This is a genomic window from Limnospira platensis NIES-39 (assembly GCF_026000695.1).
GTDB classification, from domain to species: domain Bacteria; phylum Cyanobacteriota; class Cyanobacteriia; order Cyanobacteriales; family Microcoleaceae; genus Limnospira; species Limnospira platensis.
This window is the reverse complement of the sequence record NZ_AP026945.1, coordinates 4,635,920-4,652,226: the sequence shown is the minus strand read 5'-3', so window position 1 is coordinate 4,652,226 and position 16,307 is coordinate 4,635,920. Positions and strand designations below refer to the sequence as shown.

Sequence of the window (16,307 nt, the reverse complement as noted above, 5' to 3'; positions counted from 1 at the left end):
TTAAGATATGCTGTCAAACCCAATTCAATAGGAAGCTATTAGATATGAAAGAAAATCAACAAAAAATAGATTGGCAAGATCAGGTAATTATCGGTAGTGTGATTGCTGGTGCTTTTATTATTGCAGCAATATTAATTAAGCCTCAATCTTATATTCCCAGGTCTCACAACAATACTACTAGCTCGTCAGCTTTAAATAGAACAGGGAATACTTCTGCTCCTGAAGACACAATTGTTAGGTATTATCAGTTAGCCCCCAGCAATAGACAAGAAGCTATCAAGTTACTCAGCGACTCTTGGCGACGAAGAGCCGCTCAAAGGGTTAATGATAATTGGTGGGATTCTATCAGAAGAGTTGATGTTTATGCCTTCCAGACTTTTGCTAAAAATAATAGCAAAGCCAAAATTAAAGTGTGGTTGAAATACCACATGAAAAATGGCCAGACTCCCTGTGAAAGCTTGATATTTAATTTAATTTTTGACCAAAAGAAAAGTACCTGGCTTATCGATAGTGTAGAACCGAATAGTGTCATCCAAAATCCATACTGTGATGCCAGATAATCTAATCCATAATTCTCAAAATTCACATAAATTTACTCTATCCAATTCTGAACTTCTGGTAAGGGTAAATCTAAGGATTCGGCAATTTGTTCCGGTGTTAAACCGAGTTGACTTAGTTTCTCCACCGCCTTAAATTTAGTCTCTTGCAAGATATGTTCAACTATTTGGTCTTCATATATGGTATTTTTGACTGGAGATTCAGGATGGACTTTATCCTGATGTTCTAAATTAGCTGTTTCAGAATTATTGCAAAAATTAATATTACTAATTTTAACAGAATTATTGACAATATGATGCTGATAATTTACAAACCCTAAACGCTCAACTGTAGCGACTAAATTTGATTTATTAACATCTTGATCAAAGACTTTTGATAATAACTGCCACAGTTCGTAGCCTTTATCCTTGGCATGACCTGTGCTACATCCGTAATGCTTGGCGATCGCACTATACTTTTCCCCATTCAGCACTCCCTTTAAAATCGCTAATTGCAGACTATCCAAGTGTTCCCCAGTTTGTTCAAACACAAACTCATCAATCGAGTTAACCACACTTTGCCACTCCATCACCTCTAAATTCTCCTTCCGAAACATCTCCTTTTTTATGATTATCCATCATAATCCCTGGCTCAAATCGTCGCCATAAAAGAATAAAGGGGTTGACAAGGGGAGGAGCGATCGCCTAGATTCAATGTATTCGTCTCCCATGGCTATACTCATGACTAAAAAATCAACAGCCAGAAGCACCAACTCAGACAGTTGAACCCAAATCAGTCAGCGACGCGATACTCCCAGCCCTAATTTGAGTGCAAAGTAGCCCAACTCAATAAACAGTTTCCCTAAGTCCCACCGTCTCCAAAAACTGCTGGGGGTGGGGAAGTGCATCCCAAACCCACCAAGAACCGCAATCTCTCAACTCTTCAGCGCCATGGTGTCCTGAAGCGATCGCGATCGCCCTCGCCCCAATCGCCCGCCCGCAGCGCACATCGTGGGGCGTATCACCAATAACATATAATCGCTCCGGGGAGACTTTCCCTAACTGTTGCTGGGCTAAAACCACAGCCCGTTGTGCAATTTCCACGCGATCGCGCGATCGCCCCGAAAACGCCCCCAGGGGAAAGTATGAATCCAGACCATAGTGAGCCAATTTAGCCCTTCCCCCGGCTTCCATATTTCTATCTTATTCCCAAACTTTCACCAATAAAAACCCCGACCTAGGGAATTGGATCGGGGTACAAGTTTGATATGAGCATTATATGGGGATTATTACCGCATATCCCACAGAGCCTTAAATAGCATCTCAGCTAGTTTCCTTGATGTCGCGTTCCTTGCTGCTTTCAACGCCGCCCCAGATACTTTGTTTCCTTTGTGGTATGCTCTAGTCACCCAATAAACTCTGATGGCTTGAGCCTCTGGGGATTTTGGTAGGCAATCGTAGGGGGTTGTCGCGATCGCACCCCCACCCGGTTTCTGTTCGCGATGAGTCCCCCTCTCGATTGCCCGGACAACAAACTGATGCAAGGTCGATCGCGTCTCTTTACTTCCCGTAAAACTACTACGAGTATCAGCCTTTCCAGATTGCACTTGAGTAGCCCCCAAACCACAAAGCTGTCGAAATCGTCTCATAGCCTTAGACTTGGGAAGGCATTTAAACATCTCATCAAACGGAACGCACCGAGTAAGTAGCCAGCCTCGTTCCCGGCAGCCAAAACCAAACTTGTCAAACACCCGATGGTAGCAATCAAACTCTGGTAGGTTCAGATAGCTTAGTAGCTCCTGCTCTACCATCGCCTCTGACTGATGCCACATACAAATCTGTTGGGCTAGTCGCGCTGTTACTTCACTAATCCCCGTGCCTTCCCCCGCCGCGATCGCCTTCGCGTATTCATTGTCAAACTTGGTTTTAATCCCTTTGGGAATTTCCCAACTACCTTGGGAAGTCCAGCCACAAGCCCAACCCCACCACGCAGGCAGTTTGTCCGGGTCTAATTTCCCAGATTCTTTTTTAACTCTAACTTTTGCTTTGGCTGGAAACTCATAGACCAGTCGAGACTTGGCTTGGTTTATCGTTTGGGTGCGGGGCTTGTTGAATGACCCAATATCTCTTAGGCATTGTTCAATTTTCGCTACTTCTGGCGGCCGCTCCCTTACCCAATACCTGCGATCGTAGGCAATTTGGTAATGCTGGAAGTATGTGGCAACCATGAGCAAAGCATCGTAGGGGTCAGACTTGTTAGACGTTCCCCCATAGCTTTTCCGAGTGTCCTTAATCATCGTCTGATCTACTTTCAGCACAGGGATTCCCTCCCGATGTAAGCAGTCAATCCAGAATCTGCTATAAGTTCGGGTCGGCTCTAATATCACCACAGACGGCTCCAAAGACACAAGAAACTGGATAGACTTTGCATTTGCTTCTAGCTTTCGGTGGCACTCAGCAAATGCGGGAGACTCGTAAAAATCCCGCAACGCACCCGCTGGCATAAATTCTAGCCACACGGCATCGCACCACGATGAGCTAACATCAAGGCCTACAATTAAACTATTCATTTTTAACCTCTAGTGTTGTGGTTAATCGTTCCCACGAAGCTGTTACGGCTCTCGCCCATTCTATCTGGGGGAACAAATCTCCCTAGAATCTAACCGGGGTTGGAACCCGGCTAGAAGCAATTATTGACTTCTGCCCCCAGTAACAGGTTGGGGAGGGAAACCTCCCATTTCAATTCGGGGGGGCTAGTTATCAATGCGGTGGGAATCACCCGGTTATCCGCGACTTCCCCCCAGGTGTAAGGGGAAAGTTTCGTCCTTTACCGGCTAGGACTCATCAGGCGGTGAAATCTAGATCTTCTAAAGCTGATAGTGTATATTCCAAGTCTGCATAAATTTGATTGTGATACATTTCAAGCTGCATTGCATAATTATGCACATTTTGGAATCGTTCATCATTAGAGATAAAATCGATAACTCTTAGGTGAGTAATGGTGTTATCAATTTCCATTTTGGCTTTAATTAAACAGTTCAAGAAAGAGACTGCCTCTCGTGTCAAATCGACCCACGCGCAAAGAGAATTTTCATCCTCGCCAAACAAGTGACCAGGAAAATCCGCTGATGTTTTTTGTCCAGGCGGTGAAACCCGCTAGGCGAATTGGCGGCCTCGGCTTTTGGTTTGACCATAGGCTTTTTACCTATATATAGGGTGTGCTTTTGCGATCGCCTGACCAACCCCAAGGCGATCGCATCAATCTACCAGCTTCCCCGCTCTCAACATCCGGCTTTTTACCTATCGCGCTCGAATAATGGAAGACCCGCAGCACGCTGTACGGGGAAAACAAGAAGTCAGTCTCGATGACGTTAACGGAAACAGCCGTCGGGCTACTGGATCAGATGGCTCTGGAGCTAAATCTGAATCGGTCCGAATTGGTGGAACAGATTGCCAGGGGGATAATTTCCAGTCAAGCGGGGAAAGTGTCCCCGGAACAGGCGGGAAAATTCTAGACCTGTTGGAGGAGTTGTTTGCTGGTTTCCATGAGTATGTCAAAAGCCATGAGGCTCGATTAGAGCAAAGACTGCAAGCCAACCGAGACTATCAATCTCAAATGAAAAAACAAATGGAGAACATCCGACAGGAGATTCTCCAACAGGTTTCTAAATAAATTAAGCGCCCTTCGTGTCCACGAAGGGTGCTTTCTATTTTGGCACGCTGCTAAACCCTCAAGAAACAAATGGACTATGGCACAACACTTTTCTAACCTTCAAACTGTCACCGGTGAAAAGGCGATCGCTAATAAAGTCACCGATTCCGTCACCCTGGGTGACGCAAAAGTTAAAAATTTAAACGCGCCGTTACGCGCGATCGCTCATAACCCGACCGACACAATCCCAAGCGTTCCTTCAGAAGTGCTGGAACTTGAGTCCAAAGTGCTGGAACTTCAGTCCGAAGTGCTGGAACTACGAGAACTTATCGGGAGGAATTATGCAGCTTTCCGCCAAGTCGCCCGTTATCTTGATGTGGCGATCGCCCTAAATTTTAGCGACCTTCCTTGTGCCCATAAGCTCCGGTTGGCTCGTGATATAGCCAAGCAATCCTACGGCAACATTTTGGCTATAAATAGTCGAGTGAGATCTGGGGAAGATGATAACAGGGGGTCAGGCCGATGAGGGAAAAATCTAAGTCACCGAGGCAGCTTTCCGTCATAATATCGTCACCCTGGGTGACGGATTCTGAAAGTGTAGAACCATTCGATCCGGCTTGGGATGATATGGATGTCTTTATGGCGCTGGACAAATGTCCGAATCAAGACCACAAACAACTCGCCCAATCCACTGATATCCCGATATCTCGTGTAGTCAAGTCTCTGGAAAGGTTACGCGAGAAAGGTAAGGTTAAGTATTTGGGATGGATAGCCGTCACCCTGGGTGACGAAAATTTATCCCCGGTGAACACTTCTCAGAGCGATCGCCTAACTGTTCGCTGGAAAGCTAAGTCAACCGCCCAAGACACCAACGGGAATAAATATGCTTACCTATATAGGGGAAAAAAGCAGGTTTGTTACCTTGCCGGCCCCCATCTATCGGAAAAAGCTAAAGCGATCGCCGACCAAATAGAACAGTGGATCGAGTCCGGCTTATCTCTCGAAACTATCCTAGAAAAACTTCCCGCACTTAAATCGGGTGGTTGGAAATCCCCAGATAGCAACTCCTAAATTTTCCACAGGGGGAGACTTTACTCCCCCGAAAAATTTTATGATTTCACAGAAAAATCAATGAGCATTTTCCAACCCTAAACAGCGCTATTTGCTACTGTACACTGGTTAGCGCCGTTGGCTGTGTGTAAGAGTCTTTGATGTTTTAGACAAAATACCAAGCAGCCCGGTTTAGTGCTAAAATTGGCGGAATCTAGGGCAGTTACTTCTCGATCTGTGTTTGGCTAGTAGCACCCACTTTCCTCTGATGTCAGGCAACCTCAAGTTATCGACTGCCCTAGATTTAATTAATTGCGTCTCTTACCTTGTCGGGGTCAGCATCAATGTAACGCTGCAATGACGACATTGATTTATGACCGGTAATCTCCATTATTGTCCGGGTACTAATTCCCTTGTTGTAAAGTTTAGTTATAAAAGTGCGGCGGTAACTGTGAAGCGAATAGCCTTCATTCTGTAAACCCAGTTGAGCGATCGCCTTCCGGTGAAAAGAGTCGAACGCTTGAACAGTAACGGGCTTGGATATATCAGATGGGCTGGGAAATAGAAAATCGCCGCCACCGATGCGGTAGGTTCCAAGAATCTCTCTAAGTTTTTGGGAGATGGGAACTTGGCGGACTCCCCCATCTTTCCCGCCCGATCGCTTTCTAGTTTCAGACCGAAAAGTTATTTCTGGCAGGACAATGTGGGAAGCTGGGGAAACATAAACATCAGGGACTCGTAGTAACCTCACCGCTCCTACTCGTTCACCGGTGTACATCAAGATGGCAAGTAAAGTTTGCTGCCAGGGATATTTACAGCGTTTGATTATCTTGTCGGCGATCGCGTCGGGAATGACGGAGGCTTTACCAATGCGGTTTTTTTTCATGAGTTCATTTCTGTGGGGAATTTCCCCCAGTTGCCTAGCCGACGAGGTAAAGCGATCGGCTTACCTATATGACTATTGTAGGGTTCGGGCGGGGAGAATATTAGTTTTCGCGCCGACTTGGGGGAAAGTTTGGCGGCGAGCGATCGGATCAGCCTTCTCTATATTTGTTTACTAACCGGTAATACTCTCCCCTATTTTTGTGAATTTACCAATCCTCCCATGGTAAAAACTGCGTTATCTCAAATTCTCCCCCTTGTTTTGGGTCTGTGCTGTTGGGCGTGTAAATGCAACGGCAAAGTCCTAATCCGGGAGCTAAAAAAGAACCTTCAGCTTTAAACAGCAAAATATAGCGAGACAGAGTAGGAGTCAGATTAAAAGCTCCCCCTGTGTCAGGAACTGTAATAACAGAGCATCGATTTGTTATCCATTTTTCAAGATTATCTATGTCAATATGTGAACTCAAAACATTAGAAAACAATGCAACTTGAGATATTGCCATCCACATGGTTTCACGAGGACATAGTAAAATCTCGATATTAGTTCCTTCCTTGATAACAGACGTAGAAATTCCGTCATTCCCAATGTAGGCATAAAGATTATGGGTAATATTAAAAACATATTGTTTACCGGGCAAAAAAGCATCAAATTGCCAGGCTCTAACTGCTCCCTCTGTTGTAGTCCACGTTCCCCAGAACCTATTATAAGTATCTACGTCATCATAATTAACTTGAGAATCAGAACTTATAAACGATGGAAGTTTGTTTATATTGGAATCTAAGGAAATAAACGGTCTAATTGATAAATCTGGGATAGGCATATCGTCCTCGATTTCGCTTCCTATGTTGTAGTCAATTTCCGTATCTTGGCGCACCCAGATAGAGAGAATCTGAGTTGTGGGGCTGCTTGCTAAAACACCAATCCCCCCATCACTCCCATCGGAATAGAAGCCATTTTCAAAAACAGGTAAGGATAAATCAGACCCTACCCACCGAATAGAAAAAGGATTGTCGGCTTGGATGGTGATTTCCCGACGGACTAATAATGGCGTGGCGGGGACTATTTCAATCTCTTCCCCTGCGGTGAGTTGAAAATAACCTGACTTAATATGGCGATAATAAGCGCCGCCGCCCCCGCCACCGGTAGGACGCATTTCAAACCGAATAGGCATTTATAGTAAAATGGAATGAGTTGTCTCTATTGTCGCATATGAACATCACGCCGGGACTTTATCCCGATTTTTCTGAAACTACCTTAGAAGCCTTAGTTTTAGCAATGGGGCGGCAATTGTTGCAAAGGCAGAAAAACTTAGTCGTTAATATCACCGGGAAAGATATTATGGATCTGTCTCTGGATGAGGAGGCTTCTGTTGTTAATCTGGATATTGACGAGTTAGAAGGTTTTATTGATGACGGTGCGATTAAAGTCCAAGATCCGTTGTTGATGCCTTTGAACCCGGTATAGGCAGTTACCCCTTTAACCAAACCAATTTAGCTAGTGCTTTACTGCATTTAGTTGTACATCAACACATAGCAGAATTTAGTTTCGAGCTAAACCCCGAACCCGCCAAACAACATTGTGATTTTTCTATCCGACCTAACGTTAGGGGAAATGGAACTTATCCATTAATATGCACCATCACTTTAACAGACTATCCCGTAATCATTGACTACACTAATGGTATGACTTCAACCGCACAACCATACTTATTGACACCTTAAACTATGGCAGAAAATCGCTGATCATAAACCGACACATTTTCATTTGAAATTAATCAAAGTAATGCCAGTAATTATGTTAATGACCCATTAACACTTGGGGCTGTTTCTAGTGCCGTTAATTCAATATCTGCCAATATTGACCCTAGATGGCTATGGCGGGCTAATGCCTTCCTATAAAGTCTCACCGCCTCAGTTTGGTGTCCAAGTTTTCCCCGGTCTCCTTATCCTGAATTTTACCCAGAGGATTCGGCGGCAGAAAGAGCAGCCAAATTAATGAAATTAGAGAGCAATCATCCTAAATTTGGGTGGCAATTGCTTAGAAGAAAAAGCGCTACCGGTTCATGGGTCGAGGCAGCTTGTCCTGTTATTCAAAACCGAGGGAGGCGGTTTTATGTTCCTCTAATTAATCCTTACTTAACAGCAAACGAGGTCAAAATACTTGGCAGTGCTGACCAATTGGGTGTAAGTTTTAAGGATTATGGCAACGGCATATTAGGGGGCGGTTCAATAGCCAGTAATCGCATCTATGACACTCTTTACATCGAGGGAGAACATAGAGTAGAATTAGATTTAATATTGATGGCTAAACGTCCGGCTAATACAGTGATGAACACAGTCACTGTAAGCCCTAATCCCATGTTAATAGCCCCCGCTAATCTAAGCCGTGCTTATTTTGAAATTCAAAATCAGGGAGAAATTGAGCTCCTTTGGGGTTTTGGCACATTGGGAAGTGACGCGACAAGCCATCCATTCAAAATGCCACCCGGCCAGATTTATTATCCAGGTAATGTAGCCGGATTTATACCAACTGACGCGATATGGGCAAAAGTAAAAGAGGGAACGACAACTGTTCTGATTATGGAGAGTTATTATCAATGACCACAGCTTTATATAGCAGTGAAAATACCGAGGATTTAAGTTATCTACCAGAGGGACAATATGAAGTAGATGCAGTTAATTTGTGGAATAGTGATTTATCATCAATGCTTTATGCTAAAAAGGTGATATTCAAACGCCACTTTTTGCTTCCCGGTTCTCCATCTGATGCTTTTCCTTTCATTCGAGAGTTAAAAGCCTTGGCTAATGTTCCCATACAATACAGGACAATTAATGAATTTCCGAAAACGGATCGACAAACGGATAAAACGGATTTAAGACGCAAAGATAACTATCGTTTTCTTGTTGAGCAATGGTTAGAGAGAATTGAGTATCTATGCCAAACTTTTGACTTTTTAGAAGTGTTGCCAGTCACTGCCATGTTAATGTCTTGGAGAAGCCCGTATCTGCCTAATGCTTATTTTATGCTAAAAAAACGGGAAACGATTAATTCGGTTTCTTTGGAAGCGATCGAGGCGATGGAACCAGAATGGCTGACTGATAATCGGGTGTTGTCTGAGGAGGGATGGAGGCAATTATTTATTAATTGGGATGAGGAATTTTTGTCATGAGAGAGGTAAAAAAGCGAAGCAGGAGGGTGAAAGACATTGTTAGAAATCGCAACTACAGGCAAGCTGTAGATGTAATAGAAAGAGAGGTCAAAAGATTAGAAGCAGACGACAAACCCAGGGCTAGAGGACCGATGTTTGCTCCCTCAGCTAGAAGAGGGAGATATTATTATTCTTGACAATGGGAGTTTTCATCACGGTGAAAGCATAAAAGAAATGGTAGAAGAAGTGGGATGCGAAATCTGGTACTTGCCAGCTTATTCACCAGATTTGAATAAAATTGAAAATTGGTGGTCTCCCTTAAAGACATGGATGAGACCAAAACTTAAAGACTTTGAAGCGGTGAGAGAATGTGTAGATGCAGCGTTCAAAAGCTGTACTAATGTATTTGCGTATTGCTATATTTGATTAAAAATGCTGACCAAGCCCTATATCGTGCTAAAGCTGCCGGACGAAATAAAGTCCAATACTCAACTACACTCACAAACCGGATTCAGCTACCTTAATCACTGAACCCGGAATTGAGAAGTTTTAGGAAATCTTCGCCACGTCAGCAAATCGAATTTTCAAATAATCTTCCTCCATTTTCGCCCCGGAAGGCTGCAAAGCCGCTAACGCTTGGGGTAAAACTAAATTGCGGCGGTGGTTCCCAATACGGATATTTAACTCATCACCCGTCTTGTTTAACTGTATCTGTTCCTTGGGAATTCCCGGTAAATATAACTCCAAACTATAGTATTCTTTATCTTGGATAACCCGCATAGTATTTTCCTGATAATAAACCAGAGTCGGGTCTTCATCTTTATACAAAATATCCTTGAGTTGCTCTAAGGCTTCAAAACCGCACATTTCCTTAGTAAATAGTTCTACTTCTTTGACAGGAAGAGGGCGGAAATTATCATGTATTTCCTGGCGATATTGCTGTTGGTTCTCCTTCCAGCGTTGGAAAAATGGATCGGTTACTGAGTCGGGGATAATCCGATTCGCAATCACTAAATCCGTGGCTACATTGTACAAACTCAGATAAGCATGGGCGCGCAAGGATTCTTTAATTACCATTTTTTCTGGGTTAGTTACCAGACGCACTGAGGTTTTCTGATTATCAGTTAATACCTTTTCTAAGGCTTCGATTTGCTCGTAAAATTCATAGGGTGCATCCATTACTTCTTTGTCCGGGAGGGAAAAACCAGCAATAGGTTTAAAGATGGGTTCCACTAAAGGACGCAGAGCGGCCGACATCCCTTGTAACGGTTTATAAAATTTTCTCATATACCACCCACCTACCTCCGGCAAACTTAATAGGCGCAGAGCAGTCCCTGTGGGCGCTGAGTCAATGATGAGAACCTCAAATTCCCCCTCGTCATAGTGCCGCTTCATTCGCACCAAGCCGAAAATTTCGTCCATTCCGGGAAGGATAGCCAATTCCTCGGCTTGAACGCCATCAAGTCCCCGCGCTTGCAGAACTTGAGTGATATAGCGTTTGACAGCCCCCCAGTTTCCCTCTAATTCCATCAGTGCGTCTAGTTCTGCGCCCCATAGGTTGGGTTTCACCTGGCGGGGTTCATGGCCGAGGGGTTCATCAAAACTATCTGCTAGGGAGTGGGCTGGGTCTGTACTTAATACCAGGGTTTTATAGCCTAGTTCGGCGCACCGTAAGCCTGTGGCCGCCGCCACGGAGGTTTTACCAACGCCTCCTTTTCCGGTCATTAAAATCACGCGCATATAGTTTTGAGTCCCGCTTAAAATATGTTTACATTATTCTAACGTTTAGGGCTGTTTTGTTGAAAAAGCTGTTTGACTACGGCGAGGCGGGAACAGTTCCAGTAGTCTATGTGGCGGTCAATTAAGCCTTCTGGGTTGATGTGTAGGTGGCTGTAACCGGGGATGGATAGTCGCGGAGCCCAGGGCAGTACAGATACGGTCCAACTGAGAGTCCATTGGGTCTCGATGGTGTCCCCAGATTCCGAAATATCATGTAAGTCTAATTGGATATCCTGAAACCAGGTGGCCATGAAGTTGATCATTTTTTGATAGCGATCGCATCCCGAAAATTCATTAACAGGGTCTTTAAAATAAACGTTTTCTGCATAAATACTATAGGTTTGATTATCGGGAAAGTTTTGATAATCTTGTTTGATGGTTTCGATGAGATCGTGGGCAACCATAGGATTGATTTGATGATTTAGTTTATGGGACTTTAGCCGAGATTTATCTGATTAATAAAAATATTAAAAATCCATCAATATGGAGGTAAATATATGGCTCAAGGTTGACGCGATTATAGCATTTATGGTAGAATATGTCAATGGCTATGTATAGATCAGTTTTCAGTTGAACGAATGATTAGAATGGTGGCGCAACTGGGTTGAATGATATGTATAAATACTCTAGCAGCTACCATTTTGGTTATAGCTAGTTCAATAATGATGCAATCGTTGTTGTTATGGGACTAGCATACTATCATCAAAATTCAGGTTAATAATTGGTGTTGATCAATTGTTAACAATTTTGATGATTGGTGTGATCTGGTTGACAATAAAGCCTAAAATTATTAAAGTTAAAGTCACGGGAGTAAAAATACCTTATGACAAATTCGGAAAGTCCCACATCCAAAACCATCACAGATTCTCTCCATCATACCATTGTGGTTGTGGGTGGGGGAGCGGCTGGCATAACTGTGGCTGCCCAAATTTTACAACAGGATAGTAGCCTAGATATCGCTATTATTGAACCCTCAGATAAACATTACTATCAACCAGCTTGGACTTTAGTGGGTGGTGGTGCTTATCGTCTTGAAGATACTATCCGGGAGGAAAAAGACTGTATTCCTACGGGTGCTACCTGGTTGAAAGCAGCAGCAAAAACCTTTGAACCAGAGCAAAATCTAGTGATTCTGCAAGATGGACGAGCCATCAAATATGATTATCTGATAGTTTGTCCAGGGATTCAAATTGACTGGGATAAAGTAGAAGGACTAACAGATGCGATCGGCAAAAATGGGGTAACTAGCAACTATTCTAAAGATTATGCCGAGTACACCTGGGAAGTGATCAAGAATTTTCAAGGAGGGAACGCGATTTTCACTTTTCCTGCGACTCCTATTAAGTGTGCGGGAGCGCCTCAAAAAATCATGTATTTGGCGGATGATACTTTCATCAAAAATGGAGTTAGGAATCGGTCGAATGTGATTTATGGAACTCCGGGAGCCAAAATTTTTGGGATAACAGGCTACTGTGAATCTTTAGAAAAGATTGCCGCGCGCCGAAATATTGATGTCAAATATAAGCATAATCTGAAAGCGATTATTCCCTCAAGCCAGGAAGCAGTTTTTGAAAAAACCACGGAGGCGGGAGTAGAGGAAATCAGGATTAAATATGATATGATTCATGTCACGCCGCCAATGAGTGCCCCTGATTTTATTAAAAACAGTCCTTTAGCGGTGAAAGAGGGACCCACGAAAGGTTGGGTAGATGTAGACAAATACACGCTGCAACATAATGTTTATCCGAATGTTTTTAGCTTAGGGGATGCTTCGTCTCTTCCCAATTCTAAAACAGCGGCTGCTATTCGGCGACAAGCACCCGCATTAGTGGAGAATTTGTTAGCGGTGATGGCTGCTAAACAACTAGGGGGAAAATATGGCGGGTATGCTTGCTGTCCGTTGGTAACAGGTTATGGGCGGACAATTATGGCAGAGTTTGATTATGATGGTGTTCCGAAATCTAGTTTTCCATTCGACCCGACGGAAGAACGTTATAGTATGTGGTTAGTGAAGCGCTATGTTTTGCCTTGGCTGTATTGGAATCGGATGTTAAAAGGGAAACCTTTTGAGGCGGATATGTTAGCGGGACAAAAATCTTAGGCTAACTTGTCAATATTAGTAAATCCCGACACTGACCTAGGGAATTAGGGGCTGTGTCGGGTGATTAATTAGGAAGCTAGAATGCTTCTTGAAGAACTCGGAGCTTTTCAAACTGTTTGTTTTGCTGATTTATCTGAACCGATAGGGAATCACAGACTAACTCACACAACTCAAATAGGAAAGGATTAGCAATTTCATAATAAACATTAACCCCCTGTTGCCGGCGAGTGACAATCCCAGCTTGAGCAAGCATTTTTAAGTGTTTGGAAACGTTAGCTTGTCCTAAACCAGTGGCTTCAATAATTTGAGTAACATTTTTGGCACCAGTTTTTAAGCAGCAAACAATCTGGAGGCGACTGACTTCGGAAAGAACTTTAAAAAAGTCAGCCATAAGAGTCAATGCCTCGGGTGGAAGTTTGGAGACTCCGCACTCCCCAGAATTGGATTCAAGCTGGAATTGTGATGCTTTGACGGAAGATGTTGTCATGATTTAAGTAGGTGAGTTGAATAAGTTATAGGAAAGGTGTGCTTACTATATTACCACACAGTAGAGGTTGTTGTCTCATTTATTTGAGGCTGATTTATGATGGGTAGAGTAGCGATCGCCTCAAGGAACCCGAAAGGAAACCCCAGCTTTGAGCTACAATTGAGTAAGTAGATGCAATTCATTATTTATCGCCATCAGGTAATTAAGCAATCTGGCCAACTACCTTCACACCCCCCGATCCCATGACTGATTCGACCGATGACACAATTTTAATTGTCGAGGATAACCGATCAAATCTGAGTTTGATTGCCGATACGATCGCCAATGTGGGTTGTCAAATAGCGATCGCCACCAATGGCATTGAAGCGATCGCCCAAGCGGAAGCGATCCAACCGGATCTAATTCTGCTGGATATCGTCATGCCTAAGATGGACGGCTTTGAAACCTGTCGCCGTCTGAAACAGAACCCTTCAACCTGTAATATCCCAGTAATTCTGATGACAGCCCTAGACGATACGGCCGATAAGGTGAAAGGCTTATCCCTAGGAGCAGTAGACTATATTACGAAACCGTTTCAGCCAGAAGAAGTGCTGGCCCGTGTTAATGTACATTTAAAGATCCGTTACCTAACCCAACAACTAGCCGATCGCAACTTCCAACTAGAACAGAGAGTAGCGGAACGCACCCACGAACTAACCCAGGCCCTAGATAACCTGCGAAAATTTCAACTACAACTGGTTCAGAGTGAAAAAATGTCTACCTTGGGTCAACTGGTGGCTGGGGTGGCCCATGAAATCAATAATCCGATTGGTTTTATTGAAGCGAATTTGAGCCATGCGAGTATTTATGTGTTCGACTTGCTGAAACACTTGCAAATGTACCAACAGATGTTCCCGGAAGCACCGCCGGATCTTGATCATCACGCCGAGGACATTGATCTTGAATATCTGATGGAGGATCTACCGCAACTGATTGCTTCTATGCGAGTGGGGACAGAACGCATCCGCAATATCAGCCAAAGTCTGAGGACTTTCTCACGCTCCGATGATAATAATGCGGTATTGTTCGACCTGCATCAAGGTATTGAAAGCACTTTGCTGATTTTACAGCATCGATTAAAAGCGAATCGCGATCGACCTGCGATCATGGTGATTAAAGAATATGGGTACCTTCCGCCGATTAGATGCTACCCCAGCCAGATGAATCAGGTATTCATGAATTTGATCACTAATGGTATTGATGCGATCGAGTATGCTAGTGAGGGTTCCAGCTATGAGGACTTAGAGAAAGACCCCCACTCGATCAAAATTACCACTGAACTGGGAGAAGATGGCACATCAGCAGTGATTAGGATTGAAGATAATGGAATTGGTATGACTGCACAAGTGCAAGAGAAAATTTTTGATTATCTATTTACGACTAAATCTATTGGTAAGGGTACAGGTATTGGGTTAGCTATCTCTCGCCATATTATCGAAGAAAAACACCGAGGTAAGTTAACCTGTACCTCCCAAATCGACTCAGGGGCTAGGTTCACGATTACTATTCCCCTGGTAACGGAGGACTCTGATTAGACCATCCATTCGGAAGCCCTACCCCCCAAGTCAATGGGAATACTGACGGCTTTTCCTAGCCGGGGGCGATCGCGAGTGTTCAGGATATAATTGGTAACCTGTTGTGATCCTCCCAAACTGGTGAGATAATCAGCGATCGCATTGAGGTGATCGAGATACTCAGCCTCACCCAAATGAAAAGAAGCCTGTTCTAGGTACTTCCACATAACTTGGACAAAAATTTTGCCCCGCGTCCGCCGCAGTTGGATATCATAGGAGACTCCCCACTTGTTTAACAGAAGTTGTCGTAAGTCCTGGCCCGTCATAAGCACCTCTTGCATGGACTGAGAAAGAACTGAGAATCCTCGCGCCGTTTGTCGTGGGAATGTGAAAAGTTGCATGATCTGGAAATACTCGATAGCCGCTTTGGCCGACTCTATTTAAAGGGCGGATGTAGCGGCAAAGGCGAATAAATTCGCTTACCTACTATTGCTATCTTTTCATTTATATGCCATAATAGCATAACCTTGTTAAGTTGGGCAATGATTGTATACAAGTTCAAAATAAAAGCCAAACCATCTCAGTACCAAGCTATAGACGAGGCTATTCGCACATCTCAGTTCATCCAAAACAAATGTTTGCGCTATTGGATGGACAATAAGAGGGTGGGAAAATATGACCTTAATAAATATTGTGCTGTCTTAGCGGCTGAGTTTCCTTGGGCTAATGAATTGAACTCGATGGCTAGACAATCAGCGCCTGAACGCGCTTGGTTGGCTATTTCTCGCTTCTACGATAACTGTCAGAAAAAAGTTAAGGGGAAAAAGGGATTTCCTAAGTTCAAGAAAAATGCTCGCTCAGTTGAATATAAAACTAGCGGATGGAAACTTTCGGAAACCAGAAAAGCTATTACCTTTTCTGACAAAAAAGGTATCGGAACTCTGAAATTAAAGGGAACCTGGGACCTCAACTACTACGATATCAAGCAAATTAAACGAGTCCGATTAGTCCGCCGGGCTGACGGATACTATGCTCAATTTGCGATCGCTGTCAATGTCAGGATAGAGACTGAACCCACTCATAAAATCGTAAGTTTAGACTTAGGAATTAGATAATTT

22 protein-coding genes and 1 pseudogene are annotated in these 16,307 nt (G+C 43.7%); 12 read left to right on the top strand and 11 right to left on the bottom strand.

Annotation, left to right across the window (positions count from 1 at the left end; genetic code table 11):
* Positions 1-44 precede the first annotated feature (44 nt).
* Positions 45-560: a hypothetical protein gene (locus N39L_RS22930; protein WP_014276486.1), complete on the top strand. Its 516-nt coding sequence runs from the start codon at positions 45-47 to the stop codon at positions 558-560.
* Positions 561-592: 32 nt separating this feature from the next.
* On the opposite strand, the gene N39L_RS22925 is transcribed toward N39L_RS22930, so the two are convergent.
* The 5 genes from N39L_RS22925 to N39L_RS22905 form a co-directional block, all read right to left on the bottom strand.
* Positions 593-1,153 (bottom strand): helix-turn-helix domain-containing protein, encoded by a 561-nt coding sequence (locus N39L_RS22925; RefSeq protein ID WP_231851988.1) that lies wholly within the window; start codon positions 1,151-1,153, stop codon positions 593-595.
* Between the two features lie 21 nt (positions 1,154-1,174).
* A complete protein-coding gene (locus tag N39L_RS22920) occupies positions 1,175-1,306 on the bottom strand; it encodes a hypothetical protein (RefSeq protein ID WP_286131455.1) in 132 nt (43 codons plus the stop codon).
* A gap of 76 nt (positions 1,307-1,382) precedes the next feature.
* A complete protein-coding gene (locus N39L_RS22915) occupies positions 1,383-1,730 on the bottom strand; it encodes an HAD hydrolase-like protein (RefSeq protein WP_014276484.1) in 348 nt (115 codons plus the stop codon).
* Positions 1,731-1,825: 95 nt separating this feature from the next.
* Positions 1,826-3,106, bottom strand: coding sequence for an IS110 family transposase (locus N39L_RS22910; RefSeq protein ID WP_014276483.1), 1,281 nt, complete (start codon positions 3,104-3,106; stop codon positions 1,826-1,828).
* 274 nt (positions 3,107-3,380) lie between these two features.
* A complete protein-coding gene (locus N39L_RS22905) occupies positions 3,381-3,602 on the bottom strand; it encodes a hypothetical protein (protein ID WP_148261874.1) in 222 nt (73 codons plus the stop codon).
* A 250-nt stretch (positions 3,603-3,852) separates the two neighbouring features.
* Here N39L_RS22905 and N39L_RS22900 point away from each other — a divergent pair, with 250 nt between their 5' ends.
* The 3 genes from N39L_RS22900 to N39L_RS22890 all read left to right on the top strand — a co-directional run bounded on the left by N39L_RS22900 (position 3,853) and on the right by N39L_RS22890 (position 5,259).
* Positions 3,853-4,209 (top strand): hypothetical protein, encoded by a 357-nt coding sequence (locus N39L_RS22900; protein WP_014274396.1) that lies wholly within the window; start codon positions 3,853-3,855, stop codon positions 4,207-4,209.
* 76 nt (positions 4,210-4,285) lie between these two features.
* The gene (locus N39L_RS22895; protein ID WP_014274397.1) at positions 4,286-4,714 is read left to right on the top strand and encodes a hypothetical protein; all 429 of its coding nucleotides are present in this window, start codon (positions 4,286-4,288) and stop codon (positions 4,712-4,714) included.
* Between the two features lie 53 nt (positions 4,715-4,767).
* A complete protein-coding gene (locus tag N39L_RS22890; protein WP_231851938.1) occupies positions 4,768-5,259 on the top strand; it encodes a winged helix-turn-helix domain-containing protein in 492 nt (163 codons plus the stop codon).
* Positions 5,260-5,542: 283 nt separating this feature from the next.
* Here N39L_RS22890 and N39L_RS22885 read toward each other — a convergent pair whose 3' ends face one another.
* Positions 5,543-6,124 (bottom strand): tyrosine-type recombinase/integrase, encoded by a 582-nt coding sequence (locus N39L_RS22885; RefSeq protein ID WP_014276481.1) that lies wholly within the window; start codon positions 6,122-6,124, stop codon positions 5,543-5,545.
* On the opposite strand from N39L_RS22885, the gene N39L_RS22880 reads away from it, so the two are divergent.
* The gene (locus tag N39L_RS22880) at positions 6,123-6,299 is read left to right on the top strand and encodes a hypothetical protein (RefSeq protein WP_014276480.1); all 177 of its coding nucleotides are present in this window, start codon (positions 6,123-6,125) and stop codon (positions 6,297-6,299) included. The two genes, N39L_RS22885 and N39L_RS22880, sit on opposite strands and share 2 nt — an antisense overlap.
* 30 nt (positions 6,300-6,329) lie before the next feature.
* Here the strand turns inward: N39L_RS22880 and N39L_RS22875 are convergent, their stop codons facing one another.
* Positions 6,330-7,292, bottom strand: coding sequence for a hypothetical protein (locus N39L_RS22875; protein WP_014275869.1), 963 nt, complete (start codon positions 7,290-7,292; stop codon positions 6,330-6,332).
* 20 nt (positions 7,293-7,312) lie between these two features.
* On the opposite strand from N39L_RS22875, the gene N39L_RS22870 reads away from it, so the two are divergent.
* The 4 genes and pseudogenes from N39L_RS22870 to N39L_RS22855 form a co-directional block, all read left to right on the top strand.
* Positions 7,313-7,585 carry a hypothetical protein gene (locus N39L_RS22870; protein ID WP_231851937.1) on the top strand — a complete coding sequence of 91 codons (273 nt, stop codon included), beginning with the start codon at positions 7,313-7,315 and terminating at the stop codon, positions 7,583-7,585.
* A 530-nt stretch (positions 7,586-8,115) separates the two neighbouring features.
* The gene (locus N39L_RS22865) at positions 8,116-8,721 is read left to right on the top strand and encodes a hypothetical protein (RefSeq protein ID WP_231851987.1); all 606 of its coding nucleotides are present in this window, start codon (positions 8,116-8,118) and stop codon (positions 8,719-8,721) included.
* Positions 8,718-9,290, top strand: a complete 573-nt coding sequence (locus N39L_RS22860; RefSeq protein ID WP_014276478.1) for a hypothetical protein — start codon at positions 8,718-8,720, stop codon at positions 9,288-9,290. Before N39L_RS22865 ends, N39L_RS22860 begins: the two co-directional genes overlap by 4 nt.
* 135 nt (positions 9,291-9,425) lie before the next feature.
* Positions 9,426-9,695: pseudogene (locus tag N39L_RS22855) on the top strand (transposase); the annotation flags it as partial.
* 123 nt (positions 9,696-9,818) lie between these two features.
* On the opposite strand, the gene N39L_RS22850 reads toward N39L_RS22855, so the two are convergent.
* Entirely contained in the window at positions 9,819-11,009 is a 1,191-nt protein-coding gene (locus N39L_RS22850; protein WP_006617008.1) for a TRC40/GET3/ArsA family transport-energizing ATPase, read from the bottom strand.
* A gap of 38 nt (positions 11,010-11,047) precedes the next feature.
* The gene (locus N39L_RS22845; protein ID WP_006617009.1) at positions 11,048-11,452 is read right to left on the bottom strand and encodes a C6orf136 family protein; all 405 of its coding nucleotides are present in this window, start codon (positions 11,450-11,452) and stop codon (positions 11,048-11,050) included.
* A gap of 419 nt (positions 11,453-11,871) precedes the next feature.
* Here N39L_RS22845 and N39L_RS22840 point away from each other — a divergent pair, with 419 nt between their 5' ends.
* The gene (locus tag N39L_RS22840; protein WP_006617010.1) at positions 11,872-13,149 is read left to right on the top strand and encodes an NAD(P)/FAD-dependent oxidoreductase; all 1,278 of its coding nucleotides are present in this window, start codon (positions 11,872-11,874) and stop codon (positions 13,147-13,149) included.
* Positions 13,150-13,225: 76 nt separating this feature from the next.
* Here the strand turns inward: N39L_RS22840 and N39L_RS22835 are convergent, their stop codons facing one another.
* Positions 13,226-13,636 carry an ArsR/SmtB family transcription factor gene (locus N39L_RS22835; RefSeq protein WP_014276477.1) on the bottom strand — a complete coding sequence of 137 codons (411 nt, stop codon included), beginning with the start codon at positions 13,634-13,636 and terminating at the stop codon, positions 13,226-13,228.
* A 242-nt stretch (positions 13,637-13,878) separates the two neighbouring features.
* Here N39L_RS22835 and N39L_RS22830 point away from each other — a divergent pair, with 242 nt between their 5' ends.
* Positions 13,879-15,210: a hybrid sensor histidine kinase/response regulator gene (locus N39L_RS22830; protein WP_006617012.1), complete on the top strand. Its 1,332-nt coding sequence runs from the start codon at positions 13,879-13,881 to the stop codon at positions 15,208-15,210.
* Here N39L_RS22830 and N39L_RS22825 read toward each other — a convergent pair.
* Entirely contained in the window at positions 15,207-15,515 is a 309-nt protein-coding gene (locus N39L_RS22825; RefSeq protein ID WP_006617013.1) for a DUF3067 family protein, read from the bottom strand. The two genes, N39L_RS22830 and N39L_RS22825, sit on opposite strands and share 4 nt — an antisense overlap.
* Before the next feature lie 216 nt (positions 15,516-15,731).
* On the opposite strand from N39L_RS22825, the gene N39L_RS22820 reads away from it, so the two are divergent.
* Entirely contained in the window at positions 15,732-16,304 is a 573-nt protein-coding gene (locus tag N39L_RS22820; RefSeq protein WP_006617014.1) for an RNA-guided endonuclease InsQ/TnpB family protein, read from the top strand.
* Positions 16,305-16,307: the final 3 nt, after the last annotated feature.

Excerpts from the sequence above, each read along its gene's own strand:
- N39L_RS22820 (WP_006617014.1), top strand. The coding sequence starts at position 15,732 with ATGATTGTATACAAGTTCAAAATAAAAGCCAAACCATCTCAGTACCAA.
- N39L_RS22895 (WP_014274397.1), top strand. The coding sequence starts at position 4,286 with ATGGCACAACACTTTTCTAACCTTCAAACTGTCACCGGTGAAAAGGCG.
- N39L_RS22915 (WP_014276484.1), bottom strand. The coding sequence starts at position 1,730 with ATGGAAGCCGGGGGAAGGGCTAAATTGGCTCACTATGGTCTGGATTCA.
- N39L_RS22860 (WP_014276478.1), top strand. The coding sequence starts at position 8,718 with ATGACCACAGCTTTATATAGCAGTGAAAATACCGAGGATTTAAGTTAT.
- N39L_RS22875 (WP_014275869.1), bottom strand. The coding sequence starts at position 7,292 with ATGCCTATTCGGTTTGAAATGCGTCCTACCGGTGGCGGGGGCGGCGGC.
- N39L_RS22900 (WP_014274396.1), top strand. The coding sequence starts at position 3,853 with ATGGAAGACCCGCAGCACGCTGTACGGGGAAAACAAGAAGTCAGTCTC.
- N39L_RS22930 (WP_014276486.1), top strand. The coding sequence starts at position 45 with ATGAAAGAAAATCAACAAAAAATAGATTGGCAAGATCAGGTAATTATC.
- N39L_RS22885 (WP_014276481.1), bottom strand. The coding sequence starts at position 6,124 with ATGAAAAAAAACCGCATTGGTAAAGCCTCCGTCATTCCCGACGCGATC.
- N39L_RS22925 (WP_231851988.1), bottom strand. The coding sequence starts at position 1,153 with ATGTTTCGGAAGGAGAATTTAGAGGTGATGGAGTGGCAAAGTGTGGTT.
- N39L_RS22840 (WP_006617010.1), top strand. The coding sequence starts at position 11,872 with ATGACAAATTCGGAAAGTCCCACATCCAAAACCATCACAGATTCTCTC.
- N39L_RS22825 (WP_006617013.1), bottom strand. The coding sequence starts at position 15,515 with ATGACGGGCCAGGACTTACGACAACTTCTGTTAAACAAGTGGGGAGTC.
- N39L_RS22880 (WP_014276480.1), top strand. The coding sequence starts at position 6,123 with ATGAGTTCATTTCTGTGGGGAATTTCCCCCAGTTGCCTAGCCGACGAG.
- N39L_RS22835 (WP_014276477.1), bottom strand. The coding sequence starts at position 13,636 with ATGACAACATCTTCCGTCAAAGCATCACAATTCCAGCTTGAATCCAAT.
- N39L_RS22865 (WP_231851987.1), top strand. The coding sequence starts at position 8,116 with ATGAAATTAGAGAGCAATCATCCTAAATTTGGGTGGCAATTGCTTAGA.
- N39L_RS22910 (WP_014276483.1), bottom strand. The coding sequence starts at position 3,106 with ATGAATAGTTTAATTGTAGGCCTTGATGTTAGCTCATCGTGGTGCGAT.
- N39L_RS22830 (WP_006617012.1), top strand. The coding sequence starts at position 13,879 with ATGACTGATTCGACCGATGACACAATTTTAATTGTCGAGGATAACCGA.
- N39L_RS22850 (WP_006617008.1), bottom strand. The coding sequence starts at position 11,009 with ATGCGCGTGATTTTAATGACCGGAAAAGGAGGCGTTGGTAAAACCTCC.
- N39L_RS22845 (WP_006617009.1), bottom strand. The coding sequence starts at position 11,452 with ATGGTTGCCCACGATCTCATCGAAACCATCAAACAAGATTATCAAAAC.